The 13,519-nt window shown below is 65.3% G+C and carries 13 protein-coding genes and 1 pseudogene; 4 read left to right on the top strand and 10 right to left on the bottom strand.

What is annotated here, in order from left to right; translation table 11 throughout:
* Positions 1–59: 59 nt before the first annotated feature.
* The 8 genes from NRG74_RS17610 to NRG74_RS17575 all read right to left on the bottom strand — a co-directional run bounded on the left by NRG74_RS17610 (position 60) and on the right by NRG74_RS17575 (position 7,618).
* A complete protein-coding gene (locus tag NRG74_RS17610) occupies positions 60–494 on the bottom strand; it encodes a CBS domain-containing protein (protein ID WP_017639179.1) in 435 nt (144 codons plus the stop codon).
* 66 nt (positions 495–560) lie between these two features.
* Positions 561–1,406 (bottom strand): metal ABC transporter permease, encoded by an 846-nt coding sequence (locus tag NRG74_RS17605; RefSeq protein ID WP_093252975.1) that lies wholly within the window; start codon positions 1,404–1,406, stop codon positions 561–563.
* A complete protein-coding gene (locus NRG74_RS17600; RefSeq protein ID WP_017639177.1) occupies positions 1,406–2,260 on the bottom strand; it encodes a metal ABC transporter permease in 855 nt (284 codons plus the stop codon). The genes NRG74_RS17605 and NRG74_RS17600 overlap by 1 nt, the downstream gene beginning before the upstream one ends.
* On the bottom strand, positions 2,260–3,030 hold the full coding sequence (locus tag NRG74_RS17595; RefSeq protein ID WP_257704931.1) for a metal ABC transporter ATP-binding protein: 771 nt from the start codon (positions 3,028–3,030) through the stop codon (positions 2,260–2,262). Before NRG74_RS17595 ends, NRG74_RS17600 begins: the two co-directional genes overlap by 1 nt.
* Positions 3,027–3,920: a metal ABC transporter substrate-binding protein gene (locus tag NRG74_RS17590; protein ID WP_184289345.1), complete on the bottom strand. Its 894-nt coding sequence runs from the start codon at positions 3,918–3,920 to the stop codon at positions 3,027–3,029. Before NRG74_RS17590 ends, NRG74_RS17595 begins: the two co-directional genes overlap by 4 nt.
* Positions 3,921–4,107: 187 nt before the next feature.
* Complete coding sequence (locus tag NRG74_RS17585; RefSeq protein WP_257704930.1) at positions 4,108–4,239, bottom strand: hypothetical protein; 132 nt, start codon at positions 4,237–4,239, stop codon at positions 4,108–4,110.
* 147 nt (positions 4,240–4,386) lie between these two features.
* The gene (gene oadA / locus NRG74_RS17580; protein ID WP_093252969.1) at positions 4,387–6,192 is read right to left on the bottom strand and encodes a sodium-extruding oxaloacetate decarboxylase subunit alpha; all 1,806 of its coding nucleotides are present in this window, start codon (positions 6,190–6,192) and stop codon (positions 4,387–4,389) included.
* Between the two features lie 10 nt (positions 6,193–6,202).
* Positions 6,203–7,618 carry an acetyl-CoA carboxylase biotin carboxylase subunit gene (locus NRG74_RS17575; RefSeq protein ID WP_064307073.1) on the bottom strand — a complete coding sequence of 472 codons (1,416 nt, stop codon included), beginning with the start codon at positions 7,616–7,618 and terminating at the stop codon, positions 6,203–6,205.
* A gap of 138 nt (positions 7,619–7,756) precedes the next feature.
* Here NRG74_RS17575 and NRG74_RS17570 point away from each other — a divergent pair, with 138 nt between their 5' ends.
* Positions 7,757–8,731, top strand: coding sequence for a LysR family transcriptional regulator (locus NRG74_RS17570; protein WP_173148799.1), 975 nt, complete (start codon positions 7,757–7,759; stop codon positions 8,729–8,731).
* Here the strand turns inward: NRG74_RS17570 and NRG74_RS17565 are convergent.
* Both NRG74_RS17565 and hexR read right to left on the bottom strand, forming a co-directional pair.
* Positions 8,661–8,882, bottom strand: a complete 222-nt coding sequence (locus NRG74_RS17565; RefSeq protein ID WP_257704929.1) for a PA3496 family putative envelope integrity protein — start codon at positions 8,880–8,882, stop codon at positions 8,661–8,663. The two genes, NRG74_RS17570 and NRG74_RS17565, sit on opposite strands and share 71 nt — an antisense overlap.
* 77 nt (positions 8,883–8,959) lie before the next feature.
* On the bottom strand, positions 8,960–9,826 hold the full coding sequence (hexR, locus tag NRG74_RS17560; RefSeq protein WP_257704928.1) for a transcriptional regulator HexR: 867 nt from the start codon (positions 9,824–9,826) through the stop codon (positions 8,960–8,962).
* Positions 9,827–10,166: 340 nt separating this feature from the next.
* Between hexR and NRG74_RS17555 the strand changes: the two are divergent.
* The 3 genes and pseudogenes from NRG74_RS17555 to NRG74_RS17545 all read left to right on the top strand — a co-directional run.
* Positions 10,167–10,679 (top strand): annotated as a pseudogene (locus NRG74_RS17555) (Hcp family type VI secretion system effector); the annotation flags it as partial.
* A 145-nt stretch (positions 10,680–10,824) separates the two neighbouring features.
* Positions 10,825–12,993: a DNA helicase II gene (gene uvrD, locus NRG74_RS17550; protein ID WP_017639167.1), complete on the top strand. Its 2,169-nt coding sequence runs from the start codon at positions 10,825–10,827 to the stop codon at positions 12,991–12,993.
* Positions 12,994–12,996: 3 nt separating this feature from the next.
* Positions 12,997–13,425: an EamA family transporter gene (locus NRG74_RS17545; protein WP_257704927.1), complete on the top strand. Its 429-nt coding sequence runs from the start codon at positions 12,997–12,999 to the stop codon at positions 13,423–13,425.
* The last annotated feature ends 94 nt before the right edge of the window (positions 13,426–13,519 follow it).

Below are 13,519 nucleotides of genomic sequence, written 5' to 3'. Positions count from 1 at the left end.
AGGGCACGGATGGTAATGATTGATGTTACGCAAATTGGGACAGGTTGGGACAGCTGCCCTCACTCGCCGCGGATGTAGCCTTCCAGGTGGCGGATCAGCTCCGCCTGCTGCACGGTGGTCGCCTTGACCAGGTCACCGATGGACAGCAGTCCGATCAGCTTGCCATTGCCCATCACCGGCAGGTGGCGCAGGTGGTGGTCGGTCATCATCTGCATGCAGTCGCCCACGGTCTGCTGCGGCAGCACGATGATGACCGCCTCGGTCATGATCTCGCTGACCGGGGTGGCATAGGAGGAACGCCCCTCCAGCGCCACCTTGCGCGCATAGTCGCGCTCGCTGACGATGCCCACCAACTCGCCGTCGCGCATCACCGGCAGGGCCCCGACGTTCTTTTCCGCCATCAGCCGCAGGGCATCGAGCACCCAGGCGTCCGGAGCGATGGTGTAGACGTCCTGCTGGGTCTTGAGGGCGAGCAACTGGGCGACGGTTTTCATGGTGGTTCTCCTGAGGTGAGGCGAGCGTGACCGGCGACGCCTGGCAGAGCCGGTCAGCTGATTACATCAGGCCGCTTGAACGCCCTTGTCGCCCGAACGACGTCGATCCCGCCACAGGCGCCATGCCAGGGCCAGCAGGAAACCGACCGTCAGCAGCAGCACCATGGTCGGTGCTGGCGCGCTGTCCCAGACCAGGCTCAGCAACACCCCGCCCAGGGCGGCCGCCACGGCCAGCGTCGTGGCCACCAGCAGCATCCAGCCAAAGGAGCGGGTCAGCAGGAAGGCGGTGGCACCAGGGGCGATCAGCAAGGCCACTACCGGCACCATGCCCACTGCCTGCAGGGCGCCGACCACGGTCAAGGCGATGAGTCCGAGCAGGCCGTAGTGCAGCAACTCCACCCGCAGGCCCAGGGCCCGTGCCTGGGCGGCATCGAAGGCCAGCACCAGCAGGTCGCGCCAGCGACAGACCAGCGCCAGCAGCACCAGGGCGGCGATCACCGCCATCTGCCAGAAGGCCTCCGGGGTCACTCCCAGCAGATCGCCGAGCAGGATGTGGTCCAGGTGCAGCTCGGTGGGCAGCCGGGCGTGCAGCACCAGGCCCAGGCCGAACATGCCGGAGAAGACCACGCCCATGAGGGTGTCCTGCTTCACCCGGCTGTGGCGCTTGAGATAGCCGGTGGCCAGGGCGCAACCCAGTCCCGCGACGAAGGCGCCCACGACCAGGGGCGCCCCCAGTGCCGAAGCCAGCACCAGGCCGGGAAACACCGCGTGGGCGATGGCGTCGCCCAGCAGCGCCCAGCCCTTGAGCACCAGAAAACAGGACAGCAGCGCCGTGGGCACCGCCACCAGCACGGCCATCAGCAGCGCCTGGCGCATGAAATCGACTTCCAGGGTCAGCAGCAGCCAGTCCATCAGCCCGCCTCCGCCGTCTGCCGGGCCCGGCGCCGATTGGCCAGCAGGCCGTGACGCGGCGCCAGCACGAAGGCCAGCAGAAAGATCAGCGTCTGCAGGACCACCACGCAGCCTCCGGTGGCGCCGTCGAGGAAGTAGCTGAGATAGGTGCCCAGCAGGCCGCTGCCGACGCCGATGGCCACGCTGATCAGCACCACCCGCGAGAAGCGATCACTGAGCAGATAGGCCGTCGCCCCCGGCGTCACCACCAGGGCGATGACCAGGAAGGCGCCCACCGTCTGCATGGCCGCCACGGTGCTCAGCGCCAGCAGGGTAAAGAACAGCAGCTTGTAGCCGGTGGGATTGAGGCCGCAGGCACGCGCCTGGCCCTCGTCGAAGAACACCAGCAGGAGGTCGCGCCACTTGAGCAGCAGCACCAACAGGGAGACGGCGGCGATGATCAGCAGCTGGCGACTGGCCTCGGGGGTGATGGCCAGGATGTTGCCGAAGACGATGGTCTGGATGTCCACCGCCACCGGCGCCAGCGAGACCAGGAACAGCCCGCCACCAAAGAAGGCGCTGAAGATCAGGCCGATGATGACGTCTTCTTTCAGCCGGGTGTACTGCCGCAGCCCCAGCATGGCCCCGGCCGCCGCGCCGCCGGCGAGAAAGGCGCCCAGGGCCAGCGGCAGCCCGAGCAGATAGGCGCCGGCCACCCCTGGTACCACGGCATGGGACAGGGCATCGCCGATCAGCGACCAGCCCTTGAGCATCAGATAGGCGGAGAGAAAGGCGCACAGCCCACCCACCAGGGCCGCCGCGCCCAGGGCGTTTTTCATGTAGCCGTAGGCCAGGGGTTCCAGCAGCCACTCCATCAGGCACGCTCTCGCCACTGGGGCGGTTGCGACGCCTGGCGTCCCCCCTCGAACAGGCGCAGGGCGCCACCGAAGGTCCACTCCAGATTCTCCCGGGTAAAGACCTCGGCCGTCGGCCCCTGGGCCAGCACGGTGCGATCGAGCAGCACGGTGCGGTCGCAGAAGCGCTCGATGCTGGCCAGGTCATGGGTCGAGACCAGCATCGAGCGACCCTCGGCGCGCAGGGCCTGGAGCAATTCGATGATGGCGCGCTCGGAGGTGGCGTCCACCCCGGTGAAGGGTTCGTCCAGCAGGATCACCCGGCTGTCCTGGGCCAGGGCGCGGGCGAGGAAGACGCGCTTCTTCTGGCCACCGGAGAGTTCGCCGATCTGCCGTTTGCGCAAGTCGGTCAGCCCTACCCGGGCCAGGGCGGCGGCCACCGCCTGGTGATCGGCGGCGCGCGCCAGGCGCAGGAAATTCATCCGGCCATAGCGCCCCATGAGCACCACGTCTTCCACCCGCACCGGAAAGTCCCAGTCGACGTCTTCGCTCTGGGGCACATAGGCGACCAGATTACGCTTCAGGGCCTGGGCCACCGGCAGGTCATCGACCCGCACCTGACCGGTGCGCAGGGGCACGAAGCCCATGATCGCCTTGAACAGGGTGGACTTGCCGCTGCCATTGACGCCCACCAGGGCGGTGATGGACCCGCCGGGCACCACCAGGCTGGCGTCGCGCAGGGCGGTATGGCCATTGCGATAGGTCACGCCGACCCCGTCGAGAGCGATCATGGCGCCAGCCCCTTGACCAGGGTTTCGGTGGTGACCCGCAGCAGGTCGAGATAGGTGGGCACCGGACCGTCGGCGGCGCTCAGGGAATCTACATAGAGCACCCCGCCGTAGCGGGCACCGCTCTCCCGCGCCACCTGCTCGGCCGCTGCGGCGGACACGGTGCTCTCGCTGAACACCGCCGGAATCCGCTCGGCGCGCACTGTCTCGATCACCCGGCGCACCTGCTGCGGGGTGCCCTGGGCATCGGCGTTGATTGGCCAGAGATAGAGTTCCTTGAGGCCCAGGTCACGCGCCAGATAGCTGAAGGCACCCTCGCTGGAGACCAGCCAGCGGCGCTGCTCGGGAATCCCCTGCAGCTGCTGGCGCAGGGGATCGAGGGTGGCGGTGATGCGCGTCTTGTAGGCCTCGGCGTTACGGCGGTAGGTCTCGGCATTGGCCGGATCGTGCTGCACCAGCGCATCGCGGATGTTGTCGACGTAGACCAGCGCCGCCTGCGGCGACATCCAGGCATGGGGATTGGGCTTGCCGGCATAGGGGCCCTGGGCGATGGCGATGGGCGCGACGCCCTGGGAGACCACCGCGCTGGGCACGTCCTTCATGCGGCTGAAGAAACGCTCGAACCAGAGCTCCAGATTCAGGCCGTTCCACAGCACCAGCTGGGCATCGCGAGCTTTGAGCAGATCGCCCGGGGTGGGCTGGTAGTTGTGGATCTCGGCACCGGGCTTGGTGATGGACTCCACCTGAGCGGCGTCGCCCGCCACGTTGCGCGCCATGTCGGCGATCACCGTGAAGGTGGTGACCACCTTGAACGGCTCCGCCGCCTGGACAGGGTTGCCCAGCAGCAGTCCCAACAAACCCATCAGGGTCCAGCGTTTCGTCTTCTCCAGCATCCGGCCAGCCTCTCGGTAGTTATAGCCTTGGCTAAATTAGATAGCACAACCTATCAGAGGTGCAGGGAGACTTTGTAACCTGGGATGAGAACGCTCGACAGGGATACGAGCAGGGAAAGGCGCCTCGGCAGGAACGCACGCGAGGCAGCGCGGCAGGACCAAGCGGCCCTGCCTACTAGGTAGAAGGTCAGTGCGCGGTGTGCGCCAGGGTAACGCGCGACCGCTCGGGCTGGGGCTCCAGCGGACGACGTTCGGCAGGCTGGTCGAGCAGCTTGTCCAGCAGACCACGCAAGGCACGTCTCTTGAGATCTTTCAGCATCGCGAATCCTCCCGGGATCGTTATAGCCTTGGCTATATTAAATAGCAGACCCTATCGAGAGGTGTTAGTGCTTTTTCTCAATCGAATGGATAGAAACCGCCCATAAAAAAGGGGGCCTAGTGGCCCCCGAGGGAAATCGAAGTGATCTCAGCCTTCGATTTCAATCAAGACTTCACCCGGATTGACCCGGTCGCCCTTGGCCACCCGCACCGCGATGACGGTGCCGGCGATGGGCGCCTGGATCTCGGTCTCCATCTTCATGGCTTCGGTGACCAGCACGCCCTGCCCGGCCTTGACCTGATCGCCTTCCTTGACCAGCACCTCGACGATGTTGCCCGGCATGGTGGTGCTGACATCGCCCGGACGCTCCGCCTGGCGCCGCCGCTGGCCGCCTTCGGCGACGAAATCGCCGCTGGCCTCGAACACCACCTCTTCCGGCACCCCGTCGATGGACAGGTAGAAGTGCCGCTTGCCCTCGCTCTTGAGGCCGATACCGGTGATGTCCACCTGGTAGGTCTCTCCGTGCACATCAACGCTGAAGGCGGTCGGCACACCCTGGCCACCCACCGCGGCCACGCCATCGGCCGACGGCATGGGCAGCAAGGCTTCCGGCACCAGGGTGCCGGCAGCGCGTTCTTCGAGGAATTTGCGTCCGATATCGGGGAACATAGCGAAGGTCATCACGTCCTCTTCGCGCTTGGCCAGGTCGCCGATCTCGGCACGCAGTCGCGCCAGCTCGGGGCTGAGCAGATCGGCCGGACGTCCCTCGATGACCTCTTCCTGGCCGATGGCCTGCTTGCGCAACTGCTCGCAGATGGCGCCCGGCGCCTTGCCATAGCGACCCTGCAGATAGAGCTTCACCTCGTTGGTGATGGTCTTGTAGCGCTCGCCGGCCAGCACGTTGAAGAAGGCCTGGGTGCCGACGATCTGCGAGGTCGGCGTCACCAGGGGCGGATAGCCCAGGTCCTTGCGCACCCGCGGGATCTCCTCCAGCACCTCGTTCATGCGATTGAGGGCGCCCTGCTCGCGCAATTGGTTGGCCAGGTTGGAGATCATGCCGCCCGGCACCTGGTTGACCTGCACCCGGGTATCGACCCCGGTGAATTCGCTCTCGAACTGGTGGTACTTCTTGCGCACCGCATGGAAGTACAGGCCGATTTCCTGCAGCAGTTCCAGGTCCAGCCCGGTGTCGTAGGGCGTATCGCGCAAGGCGGCGACCATGGATTCGGTACCCGGGTGGCTGGTGCCCCAGGCCATGCTGGAGATCGCCGTGTCGATGCGGTCGGCGCCGTTCTCCACCGCCTTGAGCTGGCACATGGCGGCCACCCCGGCGGTGTCGTGGGAGTGCACCACCACATCCAGCGTCAGGGCCTCCTTGAGCGCCTTGACCAGCTCGCCGGTGGCATAGGGGGTGAGCAGACCGGCCATGTCCTTGATGGCGATGGAATCCACGCCCAAGTCGGCCATGCGCTTGGCCTGGTCGACGAAGGCCGCCACGCTGTGTACCGGGCTGGTGGTGTAGCAGAGGGTACCCTGGGCGTGCTTGCCGCTGGCCTTGACCGCGCGGATGGCGGTCTCCAGGTTACGCACATCGTTCATGGCATCGAAGATACGGAAGACATCGATGCCATTGGCTGCCGCGCGCTCGACGAAGGCCTCGACCACATCATCGCTGTAGTGCCGATAGCCCAGCAGATTCTGCCCACGCAGGAGCATCTGCAGGCGGGTATTGGGCAGCGCCTGGCGCAGCTGGCGCAGACGCTCCCAGGGGTCTTCCTTGAGGAAGCGCACGCAGGCGTCGAAGGTGGCGCCACCCCAGACTTCCAGCGACCAGTAGCCGACCTGGTCGAGCTTGGCGCAGATCGGCAGCATGTCTTCGGTACGCATGCGGGTCGCCAGCAGCGATTGGTGGGCGTCGCGCAGGATGGTGTCGGTGATCTGGATGCTTTTCATTGTTCTGTCCTTACAAACCGGCATGGGCGGCGATGGCGGCGGCGATGGCGATGGCCAGGTGCGTCGGGTTGCGCTTGATCGAGTACTGGGTCAGCTCCGGATGGCTCTCCACGAAGCTGGTGTTGAAGCGCCCGCTGCGGAATTCGGGATCGCGCAGGATGGCCTGGTAATAGGGCGCGGTGGTCTTCACCCCCTGCACGCGCATGTCGTCCAGGGCGCGCAGGCCACGGTCCATGGCCTCTTCCCAGGTCAGCGCCCAGACGATCAGCTTGAGACACATGGAATCGTAGTACGGCGGGATCACGTAGCCGGTGTAGATGGCGGTGTCGGTACGCACCCCCGGGCCGCCCGGCGCGTAGTAGCGGGTGATCTTGCCGAAGCTCGGCAGGAAGTTGTTCTTGGGATCCTCGGCGTTGATGCGGAACTGCAGGGCGAAGCCGCGGTGCTGGACGTCTTCCTGGGCAAAGGACAGCGGCAGCCCGGAAGCGATGCGGATCTGCTCGCGGACGATGTCGATGCCGGTGATTTCCTCGGTGATGGTGTGCTCCACCTGCACCCGGGTGTTCATCTCCATGAAATACACCTCGCCCTCGGCGAGCAGGAATTCCACGGTACCGGCGTTCTCGTAGCCCACCGCCTTGGCGGCACGCACGGCGAGATCACCGATGTAGGCGCGCTGCTCGGGGGTCAGCTGGGGGCTGGGGGCGATCTCGATCAGCTTCTGGTTGCGCCGCTGGATGGAGCAGTCGCGCTCGAACAGATGCACGGTGTTGCCGTGGCTGTCGGCGAGGATCTGCGCCTCGATGTGCTTGGGATTGACGATGCACTTCTCGAGAAACACCTCGGCCGAGCCGAAGGCCTTGGTCGCCTCGGAAATCACGCGCGGATAGGCCTGCTCCAGCTCCTCGCGCGAGTTGCAGCGACGGATACCGCGCCCGCCGCCGCCGGAGGTGGCCTTGAGCATCACCGGGTAACCGATACGATCGCCTTCGCGCAGGGCCTCGGCGATGTCCGCCACGTTGCCTTCGGTGCCCGGGGTGCAGGGCACGCCGGCGGCGATCATGCTGCGCCGCGCTTCCGTCTTATCGCCCATGCGGCGAATGACCTCGGCGGACGGCCCGATGAAGCGGATACCGCGCTGGGCGCAGATTTCCGCCAGTTCGGCGTTTTCGGAAAGGAAGCCATAGCCGGGATGCAAGGCATCGCAGCCGGTCTCCACGGCCAGGTTCACCAGCTTGCGCGGGTTGAGATAGCCCTCCAGCGGATCGCTGCCGATCCCATGGGCTTCGTCGGCACGTTTCACGTGGAGCGCTTGGCGATCGGCGTCGGAATAGACCGCTACCGAACGAATGCCCATTTCGGCACAGGCACGCACGATGCGCACGGCGATCTCGCCCCGATTGGCGATAAGTATCTTCTTGATCACACCTGGCTCCTTGTCTGCTGCAACCTGCAGCCGCTTGTTATTGCCGGTGATCCGAAGCTACGCCAGGGCCTCTCTTATGGAAAATAAATAATTGTTGGATACTCCATAAGTCATCCCTTATGTATCTCGCCGATGCCCATGCGCAAGCCCTTGATGCGACTCACCTTCCGCCAGCTGCAGGTGTTCGAGGCCGTCTGCGAGGCCCGCTCCTACAGCCGCGCGGCCGACATCATGGCGCTCACCCAGCCGGCGGTGAGCCTGCAGGTGCGCCAACTCGAAGAGGTGGTGGGCGCGCCGCTGTTCAACTACGTCAATCGCACCCTCTATCTCACCGAAGCCGGCGAGGCCTTGCGCCAGACCGGGCGTGATCTCTTCGCCCGGCTGGGCAGCCTGGACATGCAGCTGTCGAATCTGCGCGGTGCCCTGCACGGCCAGTTACGCCTGGGGGTGGAGAGCAGCGCCCAGTACCTGGCACCGCACCTGTTCAGCCAGTTTCGTAGCAGCCATCCCCAGGTCGATCTGGCGCTGACCGTGGGCAACCATGCCCGGGTGCTACGAAGGCTGACGGAGAATCGCGAAGACGTGGCGCTGATGTCCGGCGTGCCGAGCGGCACGGATCTGGAGTTCCTGCCGCTGCTGGACAACGCCATCGTCGCCGTGGCGCGCCCGGGCCATGCTCTGGCCGGGCGCCGCGGGCTGAGCCTGCGCGACCTGACGACCTATCCGCTGCTGGTGCGCGAAGTCGGCTCCGGCACGCGCCAGGCCTGCGAGGACTATCTCAAGCAGAAGCGCGCCCACTTCGCCGAACAACTGGAGATCGGCGCCTTCGAGGCACAACGCGAAGCGGTCCGCGCCGGCCTCGGGCTGGCCCTGCTGCCGCGCCAGGCCATTCGCAGCGATCTCGCCGCCGGCAGCCTAGTCGAGCTGGACGTCGCCGAATTGCCGCTGCGACGTTCCTGGTGCGTGGTCCAGGTCCGTGGCAAGCCGCTGTCGCCAGTGGCCCAGGCCTTCGTCGACTATCTGCGCGGCCAGCGCAGCCTGATCAATGCGTTAGGTATTGCCCTGGAGCCTGCTGTCGGCGCAGGGCCTGGCGTTCGTCCAGCAGCTGATTGAGAAACAGCAGTTCATCGAGCTCCACGGCAAGCCGCTGTTCTTCGGCACGGGCTTCGATGGCACGGCGGAATTTCATCCGCCGTTGATCCTGTAGCTTTCTGCGAGTCTTGCTGTCGAGACGAACGCTGGATTGCTGGATGAGAGCGGTCATGCCAATTCCTCCGGGCTGGGATCGGAATGGGCAGCTTCACCCTAACAGGTGACGGTTTGGCGACAGCGAGACGACTATTAGGTGTCGCTGTGCTTGGTCGACTTTGACGACAGCCGCAAGCTGCGCAGGCTGCGTTTCACGCTCTTGAGGTGCTCGACCAGCGCCGGACCACGGGACATGGCCACGCCCATGGCCAGTACATCGATCACCACCAGATGGGCGATGCGCGAGGTCAGGGGCACATAGATGTCGGTGTCTTCGTGCACGTCGATGGCGATGTTGACCGTGGACAGATCGGCCAGCGGCGTCTGCCCCGGGCAGATGGTGATCAGCGCGGCGCCGTTGTCGCGCACTAGATTGGCAGTGATCAGCAGATCCTTGGAACGCCCCGACTGGGAGATGCAGATGGCCGCATCGGAAGGCGTCAGGGTCGCCGCCGACATCGCCTGCATGTGCGGATCGGAATAGGCGGTGGCGCTGAGCTGCAGGCGAAAGAACTTGTGCTGGGCGTCGTTGGCCACCGAACCCGAGGCGCCAAAGCCGTAGAACATCACCCGCTGGGCCTTGGCGATCGCCTCGATGGCCGTTTCCAGGGCGCGCATGTCCAGGCGCTCGCGCACGTCCATGAGGGTGTGCAAGGTGGTGTCGAAGATCTTCAGGCTGAAGTCTTCCACCGCATCGTTCTCGTGGATGGCGAACTGGCCGAAACTGGCCCCCGCCGCCAGGCTCTGGGCCAAGCGCAGCTTGAGATCCTGGAATCCATCGCAGCCGATGGCCCGGCAGAAACGCACGATGGTGGGCTCGCTGACGCCGACGTTGTGGGCGAGGTCGGCCATGGAGCTGTGCATGACGGCAGCCGGATCCACCATGACCTGCTCGGCGACCTTGAGCTCCGACTTGCGCAGCAGGTGGCGGGATTGAGCAATGTGTTGCATGAGGTTCACAGGCGTGTCTCGTCTAGCGGGCGGATGTAGTGCGCCGTACTTATACTACATAACGGTCGCCAAGGCTCTTGGTCATTACGATTCAGCAGGGCCCTTTTCACGGTCGTACCGGCACCAGGTAGTCGCCTGAACAAGCCACTACCGGAAACTGGGCAGCTTTTGAACCGCTCTGCGCAAGGCCTTGCGCAGATTTCCGCGCAGGAGCGCACAGTCGCTCCGCCCGTGCTCTGTAGTCATTTTTCAACCCACTGATCAGAAAGGATTTTTCAGTTCTGGCACAACCCTTGTTAGGTCTTGGTACCCGGGCCATGAAGCCCTATCACCAGGCAAGGAGAGCACCATGCCAACCCCCGCGTACCTGTCCCTCGAAGGCACCAAGCAAGGCCTGATCACCGCTGGCACCTTTACCGAGGACTCGGTCGGCAACATCTTCCAGGAAGGCCACGAAGACCAGATCCTGGTCCAGGCCTTCAACCATCAGGTGATCATTCCCCGCGATCCCCAGTCCGGTCAGCCCACCGGCCAGCGCGTGCACAAGCCGCTGATGATCACCAAGGTCTTCGACAAGGCCTCGCCGCTGATCTTCAACGCCCTCACCTCCGGCGAACGCCTCGGCAAGTGCCGCCTGGAGTGGTACCGCACCTCGGCCACCGGCACCCAGGAGCACTACTTCACCATCGAGCTGGAGGACGCCATCATCGTCGATGTCCAGTCGCGCATGCCCAACTGCCAGGACCCGAGCATGGCGCACTTCACCCACCTGGAAGACGTCTACTTCACCTACCGCAAGATCGTCTGGACCCATGAGGTCTCCGGCACCTCCGGCTCCGACGACTGGCGCTCGCCGATCGCCGATCGCCGCCTGACGCATCGATCACAGGCGTCCTTCCGAACCCCGGCCAGACCCGCTGGCCGGGGTTCGGCTGTCCTGCCCTGCCCGCTTCGCCTCCCATCCGTCCGGTTTGGCGCTCCTTTCACCGCATCGGTAGAATGCGGCGATGAACGACGACATCTCCCTGCTGCTCAATTCCCTCAACGATGCCCAGCGCCAGGCCGTAGCCGCGCCCCTGGGTCGCCAACTGGTCTTGGCCGGTGCCGGTTCGGGCAAGACCCGGGTGCTGGTGCACCGCATCGCCTGGCTGATCCAGGTCGAGCGCGCCTCGCCGCACTCCATCCTCTCGGTGACCTTCACCAACAAGGCCGCCGCCGAGATGCGCCACCGCATCGAGCAATTGCTCGGCATGAGTCCGCAGGGCATGTGGGTCGGCACCTTCCACGGCCTGGCCCACCGTCTGCTGCGTGCCCACTGGCAGGAAGCGGGGCTGTCGCAGAATTTCCAGATCCTCGACAGCGATGACCAGCAGCGCATCGTCAAGCGGGTGATCCGCGAACTGGGCCTCGACGAGCAGCGCTGGCCAGCGCGCCAGGCGCAGTGGTTCATCAACGGCCAGAAGGACGAAGGCCTGCGGCCGCAGCACATCCAGGCCGCCGGTGACCTCTTCCTCAGCACCATGCGCAGCATCTACGAAGCCTACGAGGCGGCCTGCGCCCGGGCCGGGGTGATCGACTTCTCCGAGCTGCTGCTGCGCGCCCTGGATCTCTGGCGCAACAACCCCAGCCTGCTGGAACACTACCAGCGGCGCTTCCAGCACCTGTTGGTGGACGAATTTCAAGACACCAACGCCGTCCAGTACGCCTGGCTCAAGCACCTCGCCCAGAACGGCGCCAGCCTCATGGTGGTGGGCGACGACGACCAGTCCATCTATGGCTGGCGCGGTGCCAAGATCGAGAACATCCAGCAATTCAACGAGGACTTCTCGGCCGAGATCATCCGCCTGGAGCAGAACTACCGCTCCACCGACACCATCCTCAAGGCCGCCAACGGTTTGATCGCCCACAACTTCGGTCGTCTCGGCAAGGAATTGTGGACCGATACCGGCGAAGGCGAGGCCATCACCCTCTATGCCGGCTTCAACGAGCACGACGAGGCACGCTACATCGTCGAGACCATCGAGAGCGAGTTCAAGAAGGGCACCCGGCGCAGCGAGATGGCCATCCTCTACCGCTCCAACGCCCAGTCACGGGTGCTGGAAGAGGCGCTGCTGCGCGAGAAGATCCCCTATCGCATCTATGGCGGCCTGAGGTTCTTCGAGCGTGCCGAAATCAAGAACGCCATGGCCTACCTGCGGCTGATCCAGCATCGCCACGACGATGCCGCCCTGGAGCGGGTGATCAACGTGCCGCCGCGGGGCATCGGTGAAAAGACCGTGGAAGCGCTGCGCACCGCCGCGCGTGCCCAGAACACCTCGCTGTGGCAGGCGTTGCACGACCTGGTCGGTGCCCGCGCGGTGTCCGGTCGCGCCGCCTCGGCGCTCAACGTCTTCGTCGAGCTGGTCGATACCCTGGCGCTCAAGGCCGAGGACCTGTCCCTGCACAATCTGGTGCAGCAGATCATCGAACAGACCGGCCTGGTCACCTTCCACAAGGAAGAAAAGGGCGAAAAGGGGCAGGCTCGGGTGGAAAACCTGGAAGAACTGGTCAGCGCCGCCCGCTCCTTCGACTTCAGCGGCGACGAGGAGATGACGCCCCTGGCGGCCTTCCTCGACCACGCGGCGCTGGAATCCGGCGATACCCAGGCCGACAGCCATGAAGACAGCGTCCAGTTGATGACCCTGCACAGTGCCAAGGGCCTGGAATTCCCGCTGGTGTTCCTGGCTGGCATGGAGGAAGGGCTGTTCCCGCACAAGATGAGCCTGGAAGAGCCTGGCCGGTTGGAAGAGGAACGCCGCCTGGCCTATGTCGGCATCACCCGCGCCATGCGCCGCCTGGTGATGAGCTATGCGGAGACCCGCCGGCTCTATGGCAGCGAGACCTACAACAAGGTTTCGCGCTTCGTCCGCGAGGTACCGGACGGGCTGATCCAGGAGGTGCGCCTGTCCAATGCGGTCAAGCAGCCCTTCGCCGGCAGTCGTCCCAACCTCTTCGCCCAGGCACCGGTGCCGGAAACCACCTTCAGCCTCGGCCAGCCGGTGCGTCATGCCCTGTTCGGCGACGGCGTCATCCTCAACTACGAGGGCTCCGGCGCCCATGCCCGGGTGCAGGTGAACTTCAAGTCCGAAGGCAGCAAGTGGCTGATGGTGAGCTACGCCAAGCTCGAACCGCTCTAGGCGATGACCAGTTCCTGGCTGTTCTGGGCGCTCCTGGCGGCGGCCTTCGCCGCGCTCACGGCCATCTTCGGCAAGCTAGGCGTGGAACAGGTCAACGCCGACTTCGCCACCCTGTTGCGCACCCTGGTGGTCGTGGTGGTCCTGGTGGCCATCGTCCTGGCTACCGGGCAGGCGCAACCCCTGGCCAGCATCGCCGGCCGTAGCTATCTGTTCCTGCTGCTCTCGGGCGTGGCCACCGGCCTGTCCTGGCTGTGCTACTACCGGGCGCTCAAGCTGGGCCCGGCCTCGCTGGTGGCGCCGGTGGACAAGTTGAGCGTGGTGCTGGTGGCGATCTTTGGTGTGGCGCTGCTGGGCGAGCGCCTGGACCTGCGCCAGTGGTGCGGCATCGCCGCCATTGGCGGGGGCGTACTGCTGCTTGCCTGGCGACCTTGAAGGGGCGCAGGAAAAGGGCCTGACCGCCGGTGGGAGATTGCCGGAAGGCAGAAAGCGGCCAAGCCCATTTCCTGCATTGCGCATTCCTTTGCCA

This window comes from Pseudomonas oryzihabitans (genome assembly GCF_024652905.1).
GTDB classification, from domain to species: domain Bacteria; phylum Pseudomonadota; class Gammaproteobacteria; order Pseudomonadales; family Pseudomonadaceae; genus Chryseomonas; species Chryseomonas benzopyrenica.
The sequence above is the reverse complement of the archived record's forward strand: the minus strand, read 5'-3'. Positions and strand labels throughout refer to the sequence as shown.